Below are 20,666 nucleotides of genomic sequence, written 5' to 3' on the forward strand. Positions count from 1 at the left end.
GCGACCCTTGTGACGTGTAGAGGAGCGGCGATTCGAGGCTCGCGGATGGGATGGTGACAATAGTCGATTCGCTCCCGCCGACAGCGGTATCCGACGCGATGCTAGCGGTCGAAGCGATGCTGTTCGTCTTGCTCGATGATGGCGTCACCGTTGGGAGAACGCCTGCGTTTAATGGCAGTAGTGTGGTCATATGCGGTGCTTTGTTATTTTCGATGGATGATCGCGGTCATCTGCGGGCCTGCGCTTTCAGTCGATATATCGACAAAGAACTGCAAATCTTTAAACGTAATATTTGGTTTTATTAAAACCCGTGGAAATCCATTGAGAAAGGAGACATAAGCTGCTATTTCACTGCGTTTTCGAGCCCATTCTTCTCCGCTTAGAATCAATTGCATTATCTGGACACAATGTGCGGAACTGACGGGCGTACAAAGGGTCACACTAGTTCGATCGCTGGCAGATGAAATGGTGGTCCTACGCATGTGAAACTGAATGGAAGGAGCACGACTCATGATTCAGATGTCTCACACTCCGTCACGCCGACGCGTCGCAATGGCCGTCGTGGCGGTTCTGATGGCGATGTCCGCGCTGCCTGCACAGGCGCAACACTACTCACGTGGAGGCGGTGGTCACCATGGAGGCGGCGGCTATCACGGCGGCGGAGGCTATCGCGGTGGTTACCATGGTGGCGGTGGCGGCGGCGGTGGTGGCGGGCTGATCGTCGGAGCGTTGCTGGGCGCGGTCGCGGGCGCAGCGATCACCAGTGCTTTGCAACCGCCGCCCGCAGTGGTGTATTCGTCTCCCCCACCGCCGCCCCCGCCGGGCGTCGCTTACTATCCGAACAACTATCCTCCTGGTTATTGATCGTCCCATAACCTGATCCGATCCGGCGGTCCGTTAGCTCATCGCACCATATTGCACAGGTTGCGGCCGTCGCCAGACCCATCATTCAAAACGAGCATCCATACATGAAAACCTCCGTCCGTAAAGTATTTATGCCTGCGTTGTTGACGTTTGTCTTCGCGAGCGCTTCGGCATGGGCGCAGACGCCCGCGAGCAGTGCGGCCCCTACGACGCCAGGCGGGCGGGCTGCCGCTCATGCGCAGAAGCACCAGGATATCGTGGCGCAGCGGATCGACGAACTGCATGCTGAACTGAAGATCACCGACCAGCAGTCGCAGCAATGGGACGCCTTCGCGCAAACCATGCGTGACAACGCTGCGAGCGCCGATCAGGCTTTTCATGAGCGGGCAAAAAAGCTTCCGTCCATGAACGCGGATGACGCCATGAAATCGTATGCATCATTAGCCCAGGTACATGCCGAGAATATGCAGAAGTTGTCCACTGCGTTCAGCGCGCTGTACGCGACGCTGTCGGACGATCAGAAAGCAACTGCGGATGTGCTGTTCAGGAATGAGCATGCGCACGGAAAGCATCACCCCGCCCAGCACAAGCACGCGCCTGCTGCAATGGGTGCTGCTTCAGCACCGGCGCCTGCTTCCAACTAACACCATTCGCAAACGACGCGAAGCAACACGGTTGACCCATCTGCAAGACTGCATGACGTGATCGGCGGTCGTGCGTGATGGGTCGGTCCTCGCCGTTTCAGACCGGCACAGAGCTCCCGATTGCCTTGCTATGTGAGCGCTTGACGTTACGATGCCATCAAATTTTTCGGCGTAAAATGCGACTCCAGCCGCCGCGTACCGGCGGAACGCTCTAACGTCAGCGATGCACGTCGATCTTCTCACCCTTTACCTTCTTGCGATCGGAACGCTACTCGCCAGCTCTGGGATGACGCTCTGGGAGCATCGAACGCATCCCCGGCGCAGCAAGGAATTGAGGCTATTGGCAGCGGGATACGCCACGCTTGCCGTCGGATGTGCAGCGGTGATCATCCGTCAAGCGCTGCCCGGTATCTCCGGCTCTGCCTTAAGCAATCTCGTCATTCTCAGCGGCTATCTTTTGATCCTGCACGGTGTCGCATCCCTGAGCGGCCGACATTACCGTGCGGTTTCTATCGCTATCCTCGTTCTGCAGGCGCTGGCGTGGGCAATCGCCGGTGCGCGATGGCCGAACGCCGTGTGGAGCTATGTCTGTGCGTTTCCAATCGCGATAGTTTCCGTTATGACGTCTCGCGAGTTGCTGCGAAACGATGAGATGAAATCGTTGCAATCGCGGCACATCGCCGCGATGGTGACCACTATCCATGCTGTCCTTTATGCCGCCAGAGCATTCGTGTTGCCGTGGCTAGCGGCCGTATATGGACAGAACATAGTGGCTATTGCCGGTGAAATCACAATCTACGAAGGCGTTTTATATTCGGTAGTTCTACCGATGACCTTGCTCAGGTTAATTCGCGAGGAAACTCATGGCCGGCTTTTGCAGGAATCCCAAACCGATTATCTGACCCGCCTTGGCAATCGCAGATGGTTCTTTGAAGAAGGCGGCCGGGTCATCCGCGAAGGGGACACGTGGCGGCCAGTTTCGCTGCTTGCCTTCGACCTTGATCGCTTCAAGGCGATCAACGATCAATACGGTCATAAAACGGGAGACGAGGTCCTGAAGTCGTTTGCGGACATTGCCCGCAGCGTAATGGGACCCGAGGCAATTCTCGCCCGCATCGGAGGAGAAGAATTTGCTGCCCTGCTGTTTCGTCATGACACCCTCCGCGCCAAAGAGGTGGGCGAAACCGTTGCCAGACTTTTTGCCGAAACGGCCCCGCTCAGAGTGAGCGGCCTCGGGATCCGGGCTACGGTCAGCATTGGACTCGCGCAGTTTGAGGACGAGGCATCCACGCTCGTCGACCTGCTGGCAGCCGCCGATCAGGCGTTGTACAGAGCGAAGTCGCTGGGTGGGAATCGGCTTGAACTCGCGCAGAGCGGCGCGCACCCGATGGTCGAGCCGGCCGGTGGACGGCAAAAAACTGGCGCTCGGGAACGCTCGTAACTCCCGATGCGGCACACCGTGATCAAAAAAAAGCCGACCTGTTAGGGTCGGCTAAAAAGATTCTGGCTATTCCGAGGGCCATTGCCAGAACCTGAGAGAGCCACATTATGCCGCATTTTGCCGCAAGGCGTCGTCGCACCTGCTGCGAGCAGCCAGCAGCAGCGGCATTCGTGGCCCTCATTGCGGATCATCGGATGATCGCTCATCGCCTCATCAACGATGACGTTGGGGTGCTTACAGCGAGTGTTCAATCGCCTTCCCGAGCAGTTCAAGACCCAGGTCGATCTCATCCTCGCTGACAGTCAACGGCGGGGCAATCCGGAACACACCGCCCATACCCGGCAGTTGCACGATGTTCATGCTGAGGCCCAGGTTCATGCACTCGCGGGTGATCTTTGCGCCGAGTCCATCCGCCGGCTCCTTCGTGCGGCGATCCTTGACGATCTCCATACCCAGAAGCAGCCCGCGTCCACGGATGTCGCCGATGCAGTCGAAGCGCTCCATCAGATCCACAAGGCCGCGTTTGAGACGCTCGCCCATCACGTTCGCCCGCGCAACCAGCCCCTCGCGTTCGACCACATCCAGCACCCGCAGACCGACGGCGGCGGGCAGAGGGTCGGACACGTGCGTCGTATAAAACAGATAACCCAATTCATGGGCCCGCTCTTCGATCTGCGCGGAGGTCACGATGGCCGCAAGCGGCAAACCGGCGCCCAGCGTCTTCGACAGGGTGAGAATGTCGGGCGTGACACCATCGCGCTGGCAGGCGAACATCGTGCCGGTGCGCCCGACGCCGGTCTGCGCTTCGTCGAGAATCAGCAGCATGCCGCGCTCCTCGCACTTGCGCTTCAGCGCGGCCATGTAGCCTTGCGGCAGTTCGATGATCCCGCCGGAGCTGAGAATCGGTTCTGCAATAAAGGCAGCGAGATTGCCGCTGGACTGGCGGTCGATGAGATCGAACGCGTAGTCCAGTTCTGCGAGGTAATCGTATTCACCGTTGCGCTCGAAACGCGGCCGGTAGAGGAACGGTGCGGGAATCGCGAACGAGCCGACCGCCGCCGGGCCGACGCCCTTGCGACCGGCACTGTACGTCGCGGATGCCGCGGCCCCTGTCATACCGTGCCACGACTGCGCAAAACCGACGATTTCGTATTTACCGGTGACGAGCTTCGCCATGCGAATCGCAGCCTCGTTCGATTCCGCGCCGGTGCTGAGCAGCAGCGCGCGGTCGAGTCCGTCAGGCGTGATGTCGGCGAGGCGGGTCGCCAGACCGACCACCGGTCGCGAAAGCATCCCGCTGAAGAGATGGTCGAGCTTGCCGGCGTATTCGTTGATGACCGAGACGATCTCCGGATGGCTGTGTCCGAGCACCGCGCTCATCTGTCCCGAGGTGAAATCGAGGATCGCGCGGCCATCTGCGTCATAGACGAAACTGCCCTGGGCGCGCTCGATGATCATCGGCTCGAAGGTGCCGCCATAGCGGATGAGGTGCTGCCTGGCGTTGCGCCAAAAAACTTCGTCGTTGTTCCGGGACACCGCGGTTCTCCTGGGCTATTGGCGAGAATAGCTTGCAGTCTAGATGGCTCTCTGCTTTCATAGAATCGAATAGTTCTAATGGAAGCTAGAAGCGAGCCTAATACCTTGAGCCTTTCACTCGAAATCGACCTGCTGCGCTCGTTCGCCGTCATCGCCGAAGTGCGGGCGTTCAGCCGCGCGGCTATCCGGATAGGCCGGACCCAGTCTGCGCTGAGCCAGCAGATGAAGCGCCTCGAAGACATCGTCGATCAGCCGCTATTCCAGCGCACGGGGCGCGGGGTCGTGCTGACGAACCCCGGTGAACGCCTGTTGGTGCATGCCCAACGCATTCTGCGACTCCACGACGAAGCGATGGCCGATCTCTCCGGCAAAGGGCTTTCGGGCACGATCCGCTTCGGTTGCCCGGACGACTACGCTGCCGTGTTCCTGCCGCCCCTGCTCCGGCAGTTTTCAGCCCACCACCCGCATGCCCAGGTGGACGTCATGTGCGCGCCCACCCCACGCTTGATCGAACAACTGGAGATGCATGCGTTGGACCTCGCCCTGATTTCGTTGCCGGAGGATGCGCCGGATGACGGCATCATTCGCCGCGAACCGCTGGTCTGGGTGGGCTATCCGGGACTGGATCCCGCTCACTTCGACCCCTTGCCGCTGGCGCTTTCCGATCCGGACACGCTCGATCACGTAGCGGCCTGCGAAGCGCTGCAACGCGCGGGCAGGGCTTACCGCGTTGCCTGTGCGAGCAGCAGCCTTGCGGGCCTCACAGCGCTGGTGCGCTCGGGGCAAGCCTTTGCTGTAATTACGCAGACAGCCGTCGCGCCGGACCTCGCCATAATCAACGGCGATCCAGCGCTTCCGCCGTTGCCCACCATCGCCATTACGCTCAGGTTCGAGCGTAAGCGCCCCGCGCCGCTGACCGCGGTATTCACGGAGCACATCAGGCTTACGCTGCCGTTGCTTTGATTGCGCTTCGGGCGCATTACTGCTGGGCGTGCTTCGCTGCGTCTTCAATTACAGCCGCCACTTCCTTCGGACGCGATTCGTAGACCGAATGACTTGCGCCGGCCAGCACCGTGGTGTGGCTATGGGCACGCTGGTAGTAGAAGCGTTCGAGATCCGGATTGATGATCTTGTCGTCAGCGGCCACGATGCCCCAGCTTGGCTTGGTGGTCCATGCAGCGACCGTCATCGGCGCCGAGAAGACCTTCGCTGCCGTCAGGATCTGCGATTGCGCTTCGAACTGCGCCTGCTTCAGCGGCAGGTCCGCAGCGAAATCCTTGGGGAAATCCGCCGGATTCAGGTACGTATAGCCGTCGTCGGTCTTCTTGATGGCGCCCGGCTGCTTCGAGGTATAGCTCGGGTACTGCTTGCCCAGATCCGACTCGTCTTCGCCGACAGCCGGCGCATGCGCGGCCACATACACGAGTCCAGCCACTTTCGGATCGACGCCAGCCTCGGTGATGATCGAGCCGCCGTAGCTATGTGCGACGAGAATCGTAGGACCATCCTGCAGGTCGATCACGCGCTTCGTGGCCGCGACATCGTCGTCCAGCGAAGTCAGCGGTTCCTGCACCATGGTGACGTGGTAGCCATCTTTGGTGAGGATGTCGTACACCGGCTTCCAGCCCGAGCCATCCACCCACGCGCCGTGTACCAGAACAATGTTCTTGATCGGGGTGGCGGGTTGTATCTGTTGCGCCATGGCACCGGTCGATGCAAACAGGCATGCGGACAAGGAAAGGATCGATGCGGCGAGAGGTAAGACTTTCACGATCAAACTCCATTAATAAGGAAAACGAAATTTTTAAAAAATAGCTGGCTTGACTGGCAAGTCATGCTCGACTGTGCGACGCACTCGTCTATCAAGCCACCTACTTCTACGACTGGAACAACTGGCGATCCTGCACAAGACAACCCATCGCGCAGGATCCTGGATGCACCATTTAGCTACCGAAGTACACGTTACAGAAGCTGACCGGGCCGACACAAGAGCGCATGGCCGTACGGGATGCCGAACCCGATGCCGAGCTACCGTTCTGAGTGGCACCGCCGACGGCCTGGTTGGTCAGTTGCTGATCGTTCTGCGAAGCGATCTTCGCTTCGGCAGCCTGAATGTCAGCCGGGTAGTTGATGTCGTTTTGACCTGGGGTATATCCGGCCTGCTCGACACGCACGAGATCGGCACGAACTTCCGCACGGGTCACGGGTGCATTCGACTGAGCAAAGCTGAGAACAGGGGCGCCGAGCGTGGCAGCGGCGAGAGCAAAACCTGCGAGCATCTTGTACATGATTAAGATTCCTAAGTAACGTTAAATTTAGTTGGCAGTTAAAACCGCCTTCGGGGTTGAGATAAACAGTCCGGTTCTGGCCTACGGCCTATGACCCATGGCCTTGTGCTACGCGCCTCGTACTGCGTCTACATAAGGGCGAACACAGGGTGCCAGGGTTTATTCCAGGATTTTTCGAAGCAACCTCTCGGCGGCTCGTGTTCATCCCTCGCAAGCCCTTGCTGGCTGGAGCCGGAGACCAATTTCCTGCGACAGACAAATATTCGCGCAGGCGCATCGCGGCCTCCAGCCATTTGCGACCAGTCGGCAATACGCAGCGTGAAATGCTTCTGAGGGTCGCGAAACACGCGTTACCGATGCGCCGTTGCGTTTCTGCAAACGCTTAACGCCGGTTACCACGTCAATCGTTAAGTTCTGTCCCGATCAGGGCTTTCTGACGTGGTCTTAAGTCTGGCTTAATTTTCCCCTGCAACTATGACGCTCAACATCCCCTGTTGAGCCGCCTGAACATCGGCGGCGTTTTTTTATCTGAGGGATGCTGTCGGCGCATCGCAAGATGTTGCGCACTCCTGCGAGGGAAGAACAGACCATGGTTGAAGATACGGTATTCGAACATCTGCGGGCCATGCCCGACCACGACTGGGTGCGCCAGATTCAATCCTGCACGGTCTCGGACCCATTGCAGCATCCATGGGGACGCTCCTACCGTCTGGTCGAATGGACGCTGAAGCACACTCCCGATTCCTGCCGTCGCGTGGTTCCCGCGGAAAGCACACCGCTTGAAATCGCTCAAGCTGTCGTGTCGCACGTTCCGGGCCGACGCTTCTGCCAGCACGGCGATAATTAACGGTAGCACGCGCTCACAGCACGCTTCGGCGTCAGGGCCGGATTGGAGTTGTCGAGGCAGGCGGCGGCAATCGACACGTACTCGCTGCCCGTCGCATCCACCGCGCCCCGTCCGAAGGTGGCCGCTCCACAGGTCCGGCAGAACAGATGGTGTCCGCCGCCCGTGCCGAACTGATAGTCACCGAGTTCTGCTTCGCCCGCTAACAGGCGAAAATCCTCTGGCTTGACCAGCGTCTCCGAGACGCGCTGCCTCGCACAGATCCAGCAATTGCAGCGGCGACGCCCGTTCTTCAGTTGACCGGTGTTCAGTTCAATATCCGCCTCGAATCGCACTGCGCCGCAATGGCAACTGCCGTGGTAGGTCTTTTTCATGGCTCAATCTCCGCAACCGCTGATGGGAAAGGCTTCTACGCGATGTTGAAGCTCATTCTAGGCAGGGGCTCCTGCCAGCGTGCTGTCAGGAGGGAAGCGGATCGTGCCGTTTTTACGTCTTAAGGCGCGCCTGCGGCAAACGCCAGTGCATCGTCCAGCCGGTCGTTGCCCCAGAACATCTCCGTGCCAACGAAGAACGTCGGCGCGCCGAAAATGCGCTGTGCTCGAGCCCGTTCAGTCTGCTCGCGCAATTTCAGCTTGTTGGCATCGGTAAGCGCGTCGGCGATGATCTGTTGCGCCGGCAAACCCAGATGCTCCAGCACCTCGCCCACCGCCGCCGGTGAGTCGATCTCGCGGTCTTGCGCGAAATTGAGCTGCATGACTTCGCGGCAAAACGCACCGATCCACGACTCATTGGCCCCGAGCGTCGCCACACGCAATGGCAGCAACGCACGGCGTGGAAAGTCCGACGGTTTGCGCCACGGGACGGCGTATTTTCTGCCCTGCCGCTCCATGTCCTTCCAAACGTATTCGCCTTTCTCCTTCTGCGCGACGAACGGCGACGTGTCATAGCCCAAGGACTGCAACACAGGACCCAGCAGAAACGGCTGCCAGCGAACCCGGACATGATGCATGGCCGCCTGCGATTCAATGCGCATCACGCTCAGGTAGCTGTAGTTGCTGGCGAAGTCGAACCAGAAATCGATCTCCGGCGTGCTTTGGACGGGCACAGCTGTATTCATCCAGAAAACTCCCCTCGTTATAGGCAACAAGTCAGCGCAGGCAACCTGAACGCGATATTTCGAAAGCCTACAAATGCCACACAACGCCTCGAATTTGCAATCGTTGACAGTCGTCTCATGCGCTTCGTCCTATGATCTCGCCATCAACTCATCACGTATATGGATATCGCAATGGCTTACCCATATGACCTTTTGACCGCAGCCTGCCTCTTCATCATCGTCATATCTTCGTCGATCCTGCTGGCGCTGTCCTGACCGCCCCTTGCTGGCACCGTTCTCACGCGGAATCGCCAGATCAGCGACAATGGGCGGGCTAACCTGCCGTCCATATCTACATTCGAGCCGCGCACGCCCCCTTCTCGCTCCTGCAGCGACTCGACGCGCCTTGTGTCCTCAGGCGCCGCTTCCGGCCCCTCGCCGTACCCGGCGAAGATGAGCCGAACCGGTCAGGCACGCTAATAGCAACCATCACCCTTATGCTGCCCGCGGCGCACCACGCCGCCAGGCAGCTTCACTCTTTTTGCCTTTGCAAAACGAACAGGAGTTTCCCAAATGATGAATCGAGACAACCCCGTCTGGCTGATCACTGGCTGTTCCACAGGCTTTGGCCGCGAACTGGCGAAACTCGTGCTGGAGCGCGGCTGGCGTGCGGTGGTCACGGCGCGTGACGCCTCGAAAGTCGCGGACATTGTCGAAGGTCACGGCGATCGCGCCCTCGTGCTGCCGCTGGATGTCACCAAACGTGCCCAGATCGACCACGCCGTCGCCCAGGCCAAAGAGCATTTCGGCCGCATCGACGTGCTCGTCAATAACGCCGGTTACGGCTACCTTGCCGCCATCGAGGAAGGCGAGGACGCCGCCGTGCGCGAGATGTTCGAGGCGAACGTGTTCGGCCTCGTCGACACGACCAAGGCCGTGTTGCCGGTGATGCGCAAGCAGCGCAGCGGCCTGATCGTCAACGTGTCGTCGATTGGCGGCCTCACCAGCTTCGCCGCGACCGGCTATTACCACGGCACCAAATACGCGGTGGAAGGCATCTCCGAGTCGCTGGCGACCGAGGTCAAGCCGCTCGGTATCGACGTGCTGATAGTCGAGCCCGGCCCGTTCCGCACCAACTGGGCCGGGCCGTCGATCAAACAATCGGCGACGCAAATCGAGGATTACGCGGCCACCGCCGGCGAGCGCCGCAAGCAGACCGCCGCCCGCAGCGGCAATCAGGCGGGTGACCCGGTACGGGCCGCGCAGGCCATCATCGATGCTGCGCTCTCCGACACGCCGCCGTTGCGTCTGCTGCTCGGCAAGGCCGCGCTGGAACTGGCCCGCAAGAAGCTCGATTTCCTGCGCAGCGATTTCGACGCGTGGGAAGCGACCACCGTCGGCGCGGACTTCCCGGAAGGGACGAAGTAAGGGGCTTTATCCGTGCACGGTGAACACGTGGTGCGCACCGCCCGGTGCTCAGATCAACCCGAGCGTCGACGCCTTCAACGTAGCGGCGGCCCGGGTTGAGCATTCGAGCTTGCGAAACACGCTTTCCACATGCGTGCGCACCGTGCTTGGACTCATCTGCAGGGCGCGGGCAACTTCCTTGTTGCTTGCGCCCAGACTGATCTGCCGCAAAACCTCGGATTCGCGCGGAGAAAGCAGCGACACCCGCGCCGGCCGGGCCCGTCCTCCGGCGGCGCCCGGCTCCTGAGCGTTCTGCTCGCAGGACAACAACGCGTTGACCGCATCAGCATCGAAACGCCCCTGACCCACCTCTTCGTTGATCAAGGCAGCCGCATCGCCGACGGACAAAGCGGCGCGCCACGGACGCGGCGAGCGCAACGCCACCCAGCATGCCGCAGCCGCCAGCACGCGGGCCTCCAGCCCGATCGTCGCGCCAGCCGCGCTGCGGAAATAACCCGAGCCGTCGAGCCGCTCGTATGCGTGCGAGGCAAGCTCCGTTTCCCGCGCGAGCGCGCCGATCTGCCTGCCGGCGCGTGCGGTCCAGTAGGGCACGAGGCGTACCTTCTCCCAGGCGGCGGGCGAGAGCCGCCCGGGCGTGTTCCAGATCGCGTTCGACACCGCCATGCGCCCCATGCCGTGAATCAGACCGGCCAGATAGATGCGTTGACCGACCTCGCCGTCGAAGCCGAGTTGCGCACAGCATCCCGCCGCGGCCCCGGCAACGCGCCGCGAGTAACCGGCCATCCACGGCAGTTTCAGGTCGATTACGTCAGCGACGATCTCCGGCGCAGTGGACTGCTGCATCGGCAGCGCATCCAGCGGTTCGTCGCGGCCCACCGCGGTTTGCCGGTCGAGTTCGGCGAGCCATCCAGCTCCGTGCGCACAGACGACGCGCGCCAGTTCCTCCGGGTACTGGTGCCCCGCCTTCTGCGCGATCAGCTTTTGCGCGCCGTCCAGTCCGTACACACGGCTGAGAATCTCCAGATCGCTCGCGAGCGCGACCAGAAACACCGCCTCCGGCACCTGCTTACGGTCGAGCCGTTCGGGCAACCCTGCACCGTCCCATGCTTCGAAGATGTGCCGCAAGGAGGCTTGCGTCATATCGTCGAGACCTAGCATGCGGGCGATTTCCCCCGACACCTCGCAATGGATCTGCGCGAGCGGCTGGATGGTCGACTCGAAGCTCCCGTGTGCTTCAGCCTCGCCGGCCCATCCTGGCCGCATGGCAAGCATCGCCTCGCGGCCGCCGATATCGTCGCCGAGCCACTCGGAGAAACCCGCCGCATTGGCCGTGCAACCCGACCAGCGCAACAGCGATACCTCCTGCACCACGCAGCATTGGACCTGGTCATAGCCGGCTTGCGCCGCGAGGCGCGCGGCCAACCAACTGGTGCGCAGCGAATGATCCGTCGGCTGCCCCATGCTGAGATCGCCGATGAACGCCAGTGCCTTGACGGCGTCGAGCGAACGGATTGTTGAAACATCTGCCATAGGTGTATCGACCTGTTCAAAAACGCAAAGGCGCCTTCAGCGCCGCGGCCAGCCTCAGCCGTCCCCCGGTAAGGATCGCATGATCCCGCCGCAACTGCAGGAAGCGATGACGCAGCGGATCGGCGCGACGGTGGTCAAGGTGGACGCGAGCCACGCGGCGATGCTGTCGAAGCCGGCTTAAGCAGCAGTGGCGATTATCGAAGCGGCGCGTTCGGTCAAGCAACTGGCGAGGCAGGCGGCCAGGCAGCCGCAGTATGAAAAAACGGCGGGACGATCGTGATCGCCCCGCCGTTTTTGCTGACACCTCCCCTCGAAGCCGAGGTCAGATGGTCAGATCACCAGCCGTGAAATCTTCGAGCCTTCCAGCGAGACACCTGCCATCAGCCCTTCGTTCGTCAGCACAAAAGCCTGCACCGGGCTCGTCGCAGTCGAGGTATCGACATCGCCATTGGCGCCCACCTTCAGCACGGCCACCGTTGCATCGGCGCCTGCGGCCCAGCCCTGGCTTTCGCGGAATTTGTTCAGCGCGTCCTGCGTCATGAACATCATTACGATCGCCTTGGATTGCGCACCAATCTGCAGACCGAACGAACCGGCAGCGATGCTGTAATAGCCTGAGGGTCGTCCGGCGACGCGCAGCGCACCCTGGCCATATTGGCCGCCGACCCAGAAGCCAGCCGCGATAACCGATGGGAATACCAGTACGCCCTGTGATTTGGCGACGAGCTCATGCGAGCCGTGCACCGTGTCATAGAGACGGGCCAGCGTGGAATCGACACCCGCATTGATGGTTTGACGCTTGCCCGCGTCGGAGGATGCCCCGGTGTCGGATGACGGCGGAGTCGTCGTGCAGCCAGCTAACGCGAGACCCGTTGAGGCGAGCGCTACACTGGACGAGAGGATGAATTGTCGGCGACGCATGGTTGATTCCTTTGTTATGTGATGTGGTTGTGAAGCCGCGGTCGGTCGCACCGCGAACGGCAGCAACAGCAGTTGCCGATAAGCGGCGCCCGAGCTTCAGGCAATGAGTCAGCGGACCGTCTTTCTGATGCGCGCCTTCGCATTACCGAAGGACTGACGGATCCCGCCGGCCACCTGCTGCAAATCGCCCTTGATCTCCTGCGATCTGTTGCCGGTCGCTTTTCCAACTGCTTCATTCAGCTTGCCCTTGACCTTTTGGGCCGTGCCTTTGACCTGGTCCTTGTTCATGCAACCTCCTTGAATGATGAGCTAATTCTCGCGGCTGCCTCTTTACTGCAAAATGCGGGCCAAGTCGCAAAGCGTACCGTTTCAAAGCCGCTGCAAGGCACAACGCCCGCATAAGCGGGCATGAAATCAAGGGGATAAAGACGGGAGGGAGAGATACGCGGCGAAATGCCGATTCATCGGGCAGACAGGGAAAAACGACATCCGCCCGGTACGTCTTACGTGTGTGCTTGCAGGCACACGCGAACCAGCCGGTCAAACGGCCCATCATCTAACGGGGTGGGCGCGTACCTGGCCGACGGTTCTTCCAGTTTTGCACTAGCAACGCGACCACGCCGCCTAGCGCGAGCGTCGCCACATAACCGGCCATCCGCACCACGCCCTCGCCATAGGAACCGGCAAATACGATGACAAGCGTCGCTGCCACAAAGAGTATGAGCAATCCGACCATCGGCTTCATCTAAAGGCGCCTCCGCAGTGGGCTTCAGAACCGGCATCACAACTGAAATGAGAATCGCGATGGGTGAAACGCGCAAGTGCGGCAAACCCGGCAAAGTCGAACTGCGCTGCTAGCGCGATTGGGTCGCGATAGCTTACTCAACTTAGCCACCGGAATACAGCGAACAAAAACTGACCGGACCGACGCACGCAGCATTGCTCCCCGTACCATTCAACGGCGCGCGAGTGCCGCTTTCACTGGATCCCGACGACGGGACGCCCATGCTGGTCGTTTCGGCCGCATCACCCGCAGTACTGTTTGCGACAGCTGCGCCGTTTTGCGCCGCGATTTTCGCTTCGGCGGCCTGAATGTCGGCCGGATAGTTTGGGTCGCCGGCGGCCGGACTATAGCCAGCCTGTTCGACGCGTACGAGGTCGGCGTATACCTGTGCCCGGGTGACCGGAGCGTTGGCGGATTGCGCAAAGCTAAGCGCGGGGCTCGCGAATGCGCAGGCAGCGAGAGTGAGGTTGATGAACGTTTTCATGATGTAAATCTCCTTGCTTCAATGGGAGAGACCAGACAGGGACGGCAACCGGACGACGACCTTAGCTGCCGAAAAACGGTGTGCAGAAATCGACCGGACCCACACACGCTTCACCGGTCTTATTGCTGTTCATTCCCTTGTGTTGACCACCGGCGCTAGTACCCGACGTATCCGAACCGACGCCGCTGGTGTCCTGCTGCTTCAGGTGCGCGACCTGCTGCGCAAAGACCGGACTCACGTCGGGATATGACGCATCGGTCACGAAACGCGAGCCGTTGTTCTCCGCCTGAATCAGTTCCTGACGAACCTCGGCACGGGTCTTTTCCTGCGCAAAGGCATTCGAGAAAACGCCGCTCGATGCGAGGACGGCAACTGACATGGTGATCACGGCAAGCTTTTTCATTTCTAACTCCTAACTAATATGGGTTTAAACTGGTTGAGAAATATGGCGATGCATTCATCAACCACTCATCAACGTTAACATCGAGACTGCGTCGGTTATTCCTGGATTTCAAAAACTATCTGTTGCACCAACTGGTTCCAGCCGTTTAGTTCGCAGTGCTACCATATGTAGAACCGTCAACGATCTTGCTGGTGTTTGCAGACGAAGCCATCGCCTGTTGCTTCAACCGGGAGACCTCCTGCGCGTACACCGGGCTCACATCGGGATATGAGGAGTCGGTCACGTAGTTGAGGCCGTTCTGTTGCGCCTCGATCAGTTCCTGATACACCTGCGCACGTGTCTTCCCTTCAGCGAAAGCGCTAGACGAGGCAAGCACAGCAACGGACAACACCGCAAAAGCGATCTTCTTCATGATGAACTCCGGTGAATTTGGGTTGGCCTACGTGAAGGAGAACCCGAGATGCGCGGCGTTTATTCCCGGCGAACGGAGAAATGCACCAACGAGTGCGCCCGAACGCTACTCGCGGGCAAAAAAATCGGGAGAGGGGGAATAGAGCGGGTTGCGGACGTGTTAACGGATACGAACGGGCGTGCGCCCACCTTCATATGCCGCAATGCGGGCGCCGTTCAGCACAGGCTGCGCTGGCGACGCGCGCCGTCGTACTACCAGTTGAGCACCACCGGATGGCTGATCATGCTCGGCGCACCGCCGGGCCCGGCAGGGTCGGGGTTGCCGAAACGCGGCAAAGCGCCGTCTGTGCGGGCGCGTTCAATTTCCATCTCAACCTCGGCACGCGTCTTTGGGGCCTGACTGGCCACCGCCGGTAGCGAGGCCGGCTTTGCGTCGGATTGCGTCGTCTGCGTGACAGGTGGAGAGAGCACAACAGATTGCGTGACGGGCGGTGCATCGACCACAGGCTGCGCGGGCCTGGGCGGCGAGGCAGTCACTGGCTGATTGACGGAAACGGAGCTTGAGACGTCGCTAGAGGCATCGTTCCTTGCACTTACGCTCGGGTTCGGCGCGATTTCAACGCCAGTTGCATGCCTGCCCTGTTCATATTGCGGCCCGCTATCTGCATCTGCCTGAATCGGTTGCGAGACGGTGCGGCCATGCCCGGGTCGCGACGCGGATCGCCATGCAGGGCGCCCCGAATGCGGCGCCGCCGGCGACCTGAGCGGATTTTCGACCACAGCAGGCGCATGATTCGTGGCACCTTCGCGCGCCTGCAATTCCGTTTGAAGCGCTGCGATTCGCGGATCGTCCTTGTAAAGCGACTGCTCGGCGCCCAGCAATACCCTGGCGGAACCAAGATCGTTGCGTTGCAAGCTCGCGCGAATCGCATCGAGAACCTGGGTCAGACTGGCATCTGCAGTAGTACCCGGCGCAAGCGACACCTTTCCGCTGGCCAGCGTGGCCGGCCGTGAACCCACTGGCGAGTCGGCGGCGGGCACGTCGCGACGTTCAAAAACGGCAGAATCCCCGAACAGGTCCCCTTTCCGTTGACCCAGCGTAAAAGCTGCCACCGCAAGAGCGCCCAACAACAGGCTGGTGAGAATCGTTACTTTTGGGTTGCCAATCGGGTTCGTGATCATGACGTCAGTTCCGTAAAGCCCTCGATAGGTTATGCCTCTACCTGGGTTACGTACGGTGTCACGCATCAATTGGATGCGACAAGTTTTAGTCGGTATCCGCCACGATGAAGGTTGCGGGCGCATCTATTCGATGCGATGGGGAACGTCGAGCGCCGCTATTCTTCAGTCTATTCGGATGCGTCAAAGTTCGACTGCGGTGGGCCAAAAGTAGAGCATGCAGCGTCTGCCAAACTCTATCCCAGTTGCAAACCAGCATCCGCGAATGCCTCCCAACCTCGCCTGTCATACCCCGATAAACTACCCTGCACACAGCAAAACGTTAAGTTCAGGATCTCACGAACGGAGAATTCGATGATTACCGACACATGGAACGCTGTAGACGACTACTTTTCTCGAGGACTCGTCAAGTCCGACACGGCGCTCGACGCCGCGCTGGAAGCCAGCACCAAAGCAGGCCTGCGAGCCATCAACGTAGCGCCCAATCAGGGCAAGTTTCTCAACCTGCTCGCAAAGATACACGGCGCGCGACGGATTCTCGAACTCGGCACGCTAGGTGGGTATAGCGCCATCTGGCTTGCAAGAGCGCTGCCCGAAGATGGCAGCATGATTTCGCTGGAAGCCAACCCGGACAATGCCGATGTCGCGAGAAAGAATATCGCGGCTGCCGGACTGGCAAACAAGGTCTCCGTGATTACCGGTCTTGCGGCCGAAAGTCTCGAGCAGATGATCCAGAGCAAGACGCCGCCGTTCGACTTTATCTTTCTCGACGCTGACAAAAGCAGCTACCCCGAATACCTGCGGCTCACGCTGCGGCTATCGCGACCGGGAACGGTCATCGTCGCGGACAACGTCGTGCGCGACGGCAAGCTCGTCGACCCGCAGAACAACGAACCGGATGTGCTCGGCGTGCGGGAGTTTTTCGACATGCTCGCCGCAATGCCGGGCACCGAAAGCACGGCGGTTCAAACGGTGGGCTCGAAAGGTTACGACGGTTTTTCCATAACGATCGTCTCCACGCCACCAACGGACGTCGGCAGCTAACGAGCATTGCGCGCCAGGGGAGTGGTCGCTCCCAGATGAGTCCAGCAACTATCGAACGGGCGACCGCTTGCGTCAGGCTTTATGTTGCGAACCGGCACGCCAAAACCATTGTGGATCCCTAAGGTAATTGTGGAAAAATCCTTACCAAAAATTGCATTCATCCCGTCGGGCAGACAAGATTGCGATCTCTTTTCTTTAGTATCTTTTCTGCTTATTGCCATGTCATCACTCATCCTCAGCGTCCCTGTTCCATCCAGGCCCCTGACGCCGTGTTAAGCCCTTATCCCAACGGCGCTTTGCCCTCTCTTTGTTTCATCAATCCATAGCACAAAAGCTATCGTGAACCTCTATTCGCCTTTCGAATGTGGTTAACCCGCACTTCCCGATCGCGGTCAGTTTTCGATATCTTCGCTTCCTAACAAAATCATGATTCGTATTCGATGGAATCGGATACGGAAAAGTATTTCGGGGATGCGTATGTTAGCTGCAGGACTTATCGACATCACAGCGCTCATTGACGCTCGCAGGATGTCGGCACATCAATGGCGAGTCATCGAGACCGTCGTCGCCTACCTGCCTGGTAGCCTTTTGTCTTCACGCTAAGAGCTCTTCGCCGGGCTCGCCTCTTGAGGCGAGCCGCGATCCGCTTCGTCACCCAGAAAGTGACCTTTCACCGGCTTCCCCCAAGAAAGATAAAGAAATAATTTATTCGATCTGTAGTACTAAGAGCACGCAAGGAGATCTTCAAGCATGAAAAAGAAACAGATTACGTTAGCCATCCTCGCCGCTGCCTGCGCGACGACGGCAGCACACGCGCAGAGCAGCGTCACGCTCTTCGGCATGGTCGATACCGGTGTCACCTACGTCAGCAACGAGTCCGGCAAACGAAACGTCAAGATGGACGACGGCGTCAATGGACCGAATCTTTGGGGTTTCCGCGGCGTTGAGGACCTCGGCGGCGGCACCAAGGCTATCTTCGAACTGGTCGATCAGTTCGAGCTCGACAACGGTGCATTCATGCCGAATTCGAGCCTGTTTAGCCGGACTTCGTTTGTCGGACTGGTGAACGACAAATTCGGTAAAGTCACCGCCGGCAACCAGTACGACTTCATGACCGACTCGCTGTATTTTGCGGGCGATGATCCGGCGGAGCTCTCGGGGCATTTTTACGACTTCCGCGCAGGCCCGTTCACGAAGCTCGACTTACCGAGCAATGCCACCGGAGCTTTCGACTGGGACCGCATGGCCGGCGAACGCGTAACGAATTCGGTCAAGTACGTCTCACCGGTTTTTGCCGGCTTGAGCGCCGGTGCGATGTATGGTTTTGGTGGTGTGGCAGGGTCGATCGGCGCGGGCAACTCCACGAGCTTCGCGCTTAACTATGCTGCCGGATCGTTCGGTGCCAACGCGGCTTATACCAACATCAAGTACTACACGGCGGGATCGCCGCAGGTCAGCGTGCGTAACTGGGGATTGGGCACGCACTACCGTTTCGGTGGCTGGGTCACGAACGCATTGTTCACAACGGTCCACAATTCCGCCAACGGTGGCGCGGTGTATGAAGGCTCATTCGGCGCGCACTATAACTTCACGCCGGCTTTGAGCGCAGGGGCGTCGTACATGTACATGAAAGGCAATGAAACCGTCGACAATAACCACGCTCACCAGATCGCGGGCATCGTCGACTATGCGCTCTCCAAGCGCACCGACGTGTACCTGCTTGGCGTCTATCAACGGGCTAATTCGGGAGCGGATGCGCAAATCAACGGCATGAACGATTCGGGCGATGAATCGGACAGCCCGAGTCAGGCTGTTGTCCGCATCGGCCTGCACACGCACTTCTAAGCTCTGGACTTAGCGGGAATGACGGCCGCGACCGCGCTGATGCGATCGCGGCCTTTATCACTAGAGGTTGGTCGTCCGCTGCCTTTGACGAGACCTCCTCGTACAAGTCTTTATTGGGTATCAGACTGTGCGATGCGATACTGACATCAACCGATCAACTCGATTCATGTCGCATACAAAGACACATGTCACTTACCATTTTCGGCACCAGTCGCTCGCGCGCACTCCGCGTTCTCTGGATGGCAAGCGAGCTTGGTCTCGCGTTTGAACACCATCCGCTCACCTGACTCATCCCGCCCATCCCCCCAACAAAATCACCAAAGGGTAGTTTTCTTCAATACGCATCCCCCCTCCCCCGATACCTTCGAGCCTTCAGATCGAACGTATCAAGGGGACCCATGAGCATCTTTCTTTCCATGGCAGCGTTTGCACTCGCTGCATCAATTTCACCCGGGCCCGTCAATATCGTCGCGCTCAGCACCAGCGCCCACTATGGACTGGCGGCAAGCATGCGGCATGTGACCGGCGCGACGGTCGGCTTTACGCTGCTGCTCCTGCTGATAGGCCTGGGACTGCGTGACGTGCTTGACCAGTGGCCGTGGTTGACACGATTCATCCAATGGGCGGGCGTAGCGTTTCTATTCTTCATGGCTTATAAGCTGGCCATCGACGATGGAAAGATGGGTGCAGACCAGCCCAAGGCAGCCCGAGGCCCGTCTGCGGTGTCTGGAGCCGCAATGCAGTGGCTCAATCCGAAAGCATGGCTAGCCTCCATTGCAAGCATGGGTGCCTATGCAGCCAACGGAGACCGGACTTTGATCTGGCAGTTCACCGCGCTTTACTTCGTGATCTGCTATGCGTCCATCGCTTGCTGGGCCTACGCAGGGTCGTTTCTGCGGCAGCATCTGCGCAATCCCGCCCGGGTGCGGGTATTCAATCGCATCATGGCGCTACTGCTGGTTGCAAGCGCTATCTATCTGCTCGTAGCCTGAAAAGCGTTGGCGACGCGCGTCGCACTCACCCCTTGTACTGCCCCGGGGTGGCTGCGACGAATTTCCTAAACGCCCGCTGTAAATGAGCCTGATCGGCAAAGCCAGCTTCAACGGCTACCTCGGCGATCGCTCGCCCGCGTTTGAGTTGCGAGCGGCTATATTCGATGCGGCAATTAACCAGGTATGCGTGCGGGGTCATGCCGTAACGTTCCTTGAACGCACGAATCAGATAGGAGGCAGAGAGATCCGCCGCAGCGCAAATCTCATCCAGGCGCAGCGATTGAACGCAATTCTCCCTGATGTATTGGGCCGCGCGCGCGAGCTTGAGGTTAACGCTGCCGGTCGGCACCGGCGCATGGGTCAGCGCGCGATACAGATCCGAAAAGAAATCGACGGCAACGCTTTGCTTTTGCAAAGTGTCCGAATCTTCATCGGTTAGCGCTGCATACAAACCGTTCAATCCGCCATAGAGACCCGCCTGCGTGGTCAGCGTAGATGAGAATGGGCGAAAATCGGCGCTCTGACTAACACCGAGGTCGCGCTGAAGCTTGCCCAGCCATGCGGCATCCACATAAAGCATCCGGTACGACCACGGTTGATCGCCGTCCGGATTGCATGCATGCACAACGTCCGGATTGATGACCACCACTGACCCCGGCCCCGCACGTTCCACCACCTTGCCGTTCAGATAGGTGCTACGGCCGCCTGTCACCGCCCCAATCGAAAACGTTTCGTGAGAATGCTTGCCATAGCACACCTTACGACCGTCTTCGACCGAACGCGCTTCGATAAATGGCAGCGCTTCATCGCGCCAGAAGGTCTGGACCGTAGGCTCCTTCATCGGTGAGTTCGGACTGCTTTTCATGATCAGCGTTTTTTTAAACCCGGTATGCGGCACGGCAAAGCTCGATACGTCCAGCATGCCACAGAGC

The 20,666-nt window shown here is 59.6% G+C and carries 25 protein-coding genes; 10 read left to right on the plus strand and 15 right to left on the minus strand.

Annotated elements, in window-relative coordinates; translation table 11 throughout:
- Window positions 1–50 precede the first annotated feature (50 nt).
- The 4 genes from P3T20_RS03485 (at window position 51) to P3T20_RS03500 (ending at window position 2,949) form a co-directional block, all read left to right on the plus strand.
- Window positions 51–305: a hypothetical protein gene (locus P3T20_RS03485; RefSeq protein ID WP_167379408.1), complete on the plus strand. Its 255-nt coding sequence runs from the start codon at window positions 51–53 to the stop codon at window positions 303–305.
- 205 nt (window positions 306–510) lie between these two features.
- On the plus strand, window positions 511–864 hold the full coding sequence (locus P3T20_RS03490) for a hypothetical protein (RefSeq protein WP_217272861.1): 354 nt from the start codon (window positions 511–513) through the stop codon (window positions 862–864).
- Between the two features lie 104 nt (window positions 865–968).
- Window positions 969–1,508: a Spy/CpxP family protein refolding chaperone gene (locus P3T20_RS03495; RefSeq protein WP_074266258.1), complete on the plus strand. Its 540-nt coding sequence runs from the start codon at window positions 969–971 to the stop codon at window positions 1,506–1,508.
- A 223-nt stretch (window positions 1,509–1,731) separates the two neighbouring features.
- On the plus strand, window positions 1,732–2,949 hold the full coding sequence (locus P3T20_RS03500; RefSeq protein ID WP_074266259.1) for a GGDEF domain-containing protein: 1,218 nt from the start codon (window positions 1,732–1,734) through the stop codon (window positions 2,947–2,949).
- Window positions 2,950–3,183: 234 nt separating this feature from the next.
- On the opposite strand, the gene P3T20_RS03505 is transcribed toward P3T20_RS03500, so the two are convergent.
- Window positions 3,184–4,485 (minus strand): aspartate aminotransferase family protein, encoded by a 1,302-nt coding sequence (locus P3T20_RS03505; RefSeq protein WP_074266260.1) that lies wholly within the window; start codon window positions 4,483–4,485, stop codon window positions 3,184–3,186.
- 78 nt (window positions 4,486–4,563) lie between these two features.
- Between P3T20_RS03505 and P3T20_RS03510 the strand changes: the two genes are divergently transcribed.
- Complete coding sequence (locus tag P3T20_RS03510; RefSeq protein WP_429286062.1) at window positions 4,564–5,448, plus strand: LysR family transcriptional regulator; 885 nt, start codon at window positions 4,564–4,566, stop codon at window positions 5,446–5,448.
- Window positions 5,449–5,464: 16 nt separating this feature from the next.
- On the opposite strand, the gene P3T20_RS03515 is transcribed toward P3T20_RS03510, so the two are convergent.
- Entirely contained in the window at window positions 5,465–6,187 is a 723-nt protein-coding gene (locus P3T20_RS03515; RefSeq protein WP_429286195.1) for an alpha/beta hydrolase, read from the minus strand.
- Window positions 6,188–6,428: 241 nt separating this feature from the next.
- Entirely contained in the window at window positions 6,429–6,773 is a 345-nt protein-coding gene (locus P3T20_RS03520; protein WP_429286063.1) for a DUF4148 domain-containing protein, read from the minus strand.
- 589 nt (window positions 6,774–7,362) lie between these two features.
- On the opposite strand from P3T20_RS03520, the gene P3T20_RS03525 reads away from it, so the two are divergent.
- A complete protein-coding gene (locus P3T20_RS03525) occupies window positions 7,363–7,620 on the plus strand; it encodes a DUF2866 domain-containing protein (protein ID WP_074269206.1) in 258 nt (85 codons plus the stop codon).
- Here P3T20_RS03525 and P3T20_RS03530 read toward each other — a convergent pair.
- Both P3T20_RS03530 and P3T20_RS03535 read right to left on the minus strand, forming a co-directional pair.
- Window positions 7,617–7,991 (minus strand): GFA family protein, encoded by a 375-nt coding sequence (locus P3T20_RS03530; protein ID WP_429286064.1) that lies wholly within the window; start codon window positions 7,989–7,991, stop codon window positions 7,617–7,619. The genes P3T20_RS03525 and P3T20_RS03530 overlap by 4 nt on opposite strands.
- Window positions 7,992–8,110: 119 nt before the next feature.
- Complete coding sequence (locus P3T20_RS03535) at window positions 8,111–8,734, minus strand: 2-hydroxychromene-2-carboxylate isomerase (protein ID WP_429286065.1); 624 nt, start codon at window positions 8,732–8,734, stop codon at window positions 8,111–8,113.
- A 552-nt stretch (window positions 8,735–9,286) separates the two neighbouring features.
- Here P3T20_RS03535 and P3T20_RS03540 point away from each other — a divergent pair.
- Window positions 9,287–10,141 carry an oxidoreductase gene (locus tag P3T20_RS03540; RefSeq protein WP_429286066.1) on the plus strand — a complete coding sequence of 285 codons (855 nt, stop codon included), beginning with the start codon at window positions 9,287–9,289 and terminating at the stop codon, window positions 10,139–10,141.
- A 48-nt stretch (window positions 10,142–10,189) separates the two neighbouring features.
- On the opposite strand, the gene P3T20_RS03545 is transcribed toward P3T20_RS03540, so the two are convergent.
- From P3T20_RS03545 to P3T20_RS03580, 8 genes are all read right to left on the minus strand, one after another.
- A complete protein-coding gene (locus P3T20_RS03545) occupies window positions 10,190–11,671 on the minus strand; it encodes an HD domain-containing phosphohydrolase (protein ID WP_429286067.1) in 1,482 nt (493 codons plus the stop codon).
- A 330-nt stretch (window positions 11,672–12,001) separates the two neighbouring features.
- The gene (locus tag P3T20_RS03550) at window positions 12,002–12,592 is read right to left on the minus strand and encodes a BPSL1445 family SYLF domain-containing lipoprotein (protein WP_122158080.1); all 591 of its coding nucleotides are present in this window, start codon (window positions 12,590–12,592) and stop codon (window positions 12,002–12,004) included.
- 108 nt (window positions 12,593–12,700) lie between these two features.
- Window positions 12,701–12,880, minus strand: coding sequence for a CsbD family protein (locus P3T20_RS03555; RefSeq protein ID WP_074266268.1), 180 nt, complete (start codon window positions 12,878–12,880; stop codon window positions 12,701–12,703).
- A 268-nt stretch (window positions 12,881–13,148) separates the two neighbouring features.
- Window positions 13,149–13,337, minus strand: coding sequence for a hypothetical protein (locus tag P3T20_RS03560; protein WP_429286068.1), 189 nt, complete (start codon window positions 13,335–13,337; stop codon window positions 13,149–13,151).
- A 142-nt stretch (window positions 13,338–13,479) separates the two neighbouring features.
- Window positions 13,480–13,863, minus strand: a complete 384-nt coding sequence (locus tag P3T20_RS03565) for a DUF4148 domain-containing protein (protein WP_429286196.1) — start codon at window positions 13,861–13,863, stop codon at window positions 13,480–13,482.
- Window positions 13,864–13,921: 58 nt separating this feature from the next.
- On the minus strand, window positions 13,922–14,263 hold the full coding sequence (locus P3T20_RS03570; protein WP_429286069.1) for a DUF4148 domain-containing protein: 342 nt from the start codon (window positions 14,261–14,263) through the stop codon (window positions 13,922–13,924).
- A gap of 145 nt (window positions 14,264–14,408) precedes the next feature.
- Window positions 14,409–14,675, minus strand: coding sequence for a DUF4148 domain-containing protein (locus tag P3T20_RS03575; RefSeq protein ID WP_429286070.1), 267 nt, complete (start codon window positions 14,673–14,675; stop codon window positions 14,409–14,411).
- 251 nt (window positions 14,676–14,926) lie between these two features.
- Window positions 14,927–15,856, minus strand: a complete 930-nt coding sequence (locus tag P3T20_RS03580; protein WP_429286071.1) for a hypothetical protein — start codon at window positions 15,854–15,856, stop codon at window positions 14,927–14,929.
- Window positions 15,857–16,207: 351 nt separating this feature from the next.
- Here P3T20_RS03580 and P3T20_RS03585 point away from each other — a divergent pair, with 351 nt between their 5' ends.
- Window positions 16,208–16,897 (plus strand): O-methyltransferase, encoded by a 690-nt coding sequence (locus P3T20_RS03585; protein ID WP_429286072.1) that lies wholly within the window; start codon window positions 16,208–16,210, stop codon window positions 16,895–16,897.
- Here the strand turns inward: P3T20_RS03585 and P3T20_RS03590 are convergent.
- Complete coding sequence (locus tag P3T20_RS03590; protein ID WP_429286073.1) at window positions 16,894–17,130, minus strand: hypothetical protein; 237 nt, start codon at window positions 17,128–17,130, stop codon at window positions 16,894–16,896. The two genes, P3T20_RS03585 and P3T20_RS03590, sit on opposite strands and share 4 nt — an antisense overlap.
- A gap of 517 nt (window positions 17,131–17,647) precedes the next feature.
- Between P3T20_RS03590 and P3T20_RS03595 the strand changes: the two genes are divergently transcribed.
- Together P3T20_RS03595 and P3T20_RS03600 are read left to right on the plus strand one after the other, a co-directional pair.
- The gene (locus P3T20_RS03595; RefSeq protein WP_429286074.1) at window positions 17,648–18,742 is read left to right on the plus strand and encodes a porin; all 1,095 of its coding nucleotides are present in this window, start codon (window positions 17,648–17,650) and stop codon (window positions 18,740–18,742) included.
- Between the two features lie 398 nt (window positions 18,743–19,140).
- On the plus strand, window positions 19,141–19,734 hold the full coding sequence (locus P3T20_RS03600; RefSeq protein ID WP_429286075.1) for a LysE family translocator: 594 nt from the start codon (window positions 19,141–19,143) through the stop codon (window positions 19,732–19,734).
- A 25-nt stretch (window positions 19,735–19,759) separates the two neighbouring features.
- Here the strand turns inward: P3T20_RS03600 and P3T20_RS03605 are convergent, their stop codons facing one another.
- Complete coding sequence (locus P3T20_RS03605) at window positions 19,760–20,599, minus strand: AraC family transcriptional regulator (RefSeq protein WP_429286197.1); 840 nt, start codon at window positions 20,597–20,599, stop codon at window positions 19,760–19,762.
- Window positions 20,600–20,666: the final 67 nt, after the last annotated feature.

Origin of the sequence: Paraburkholderia sp. GAS206C, assembly GCF_050435645.1 — a bacterium.
GTDB lineage: Bacteria > Pseudomonadota > Gammaproteobacteria > Burkholderiales > Burkholderiaceae > Paraburkholderia > Paraburkholderia phenazinium_B.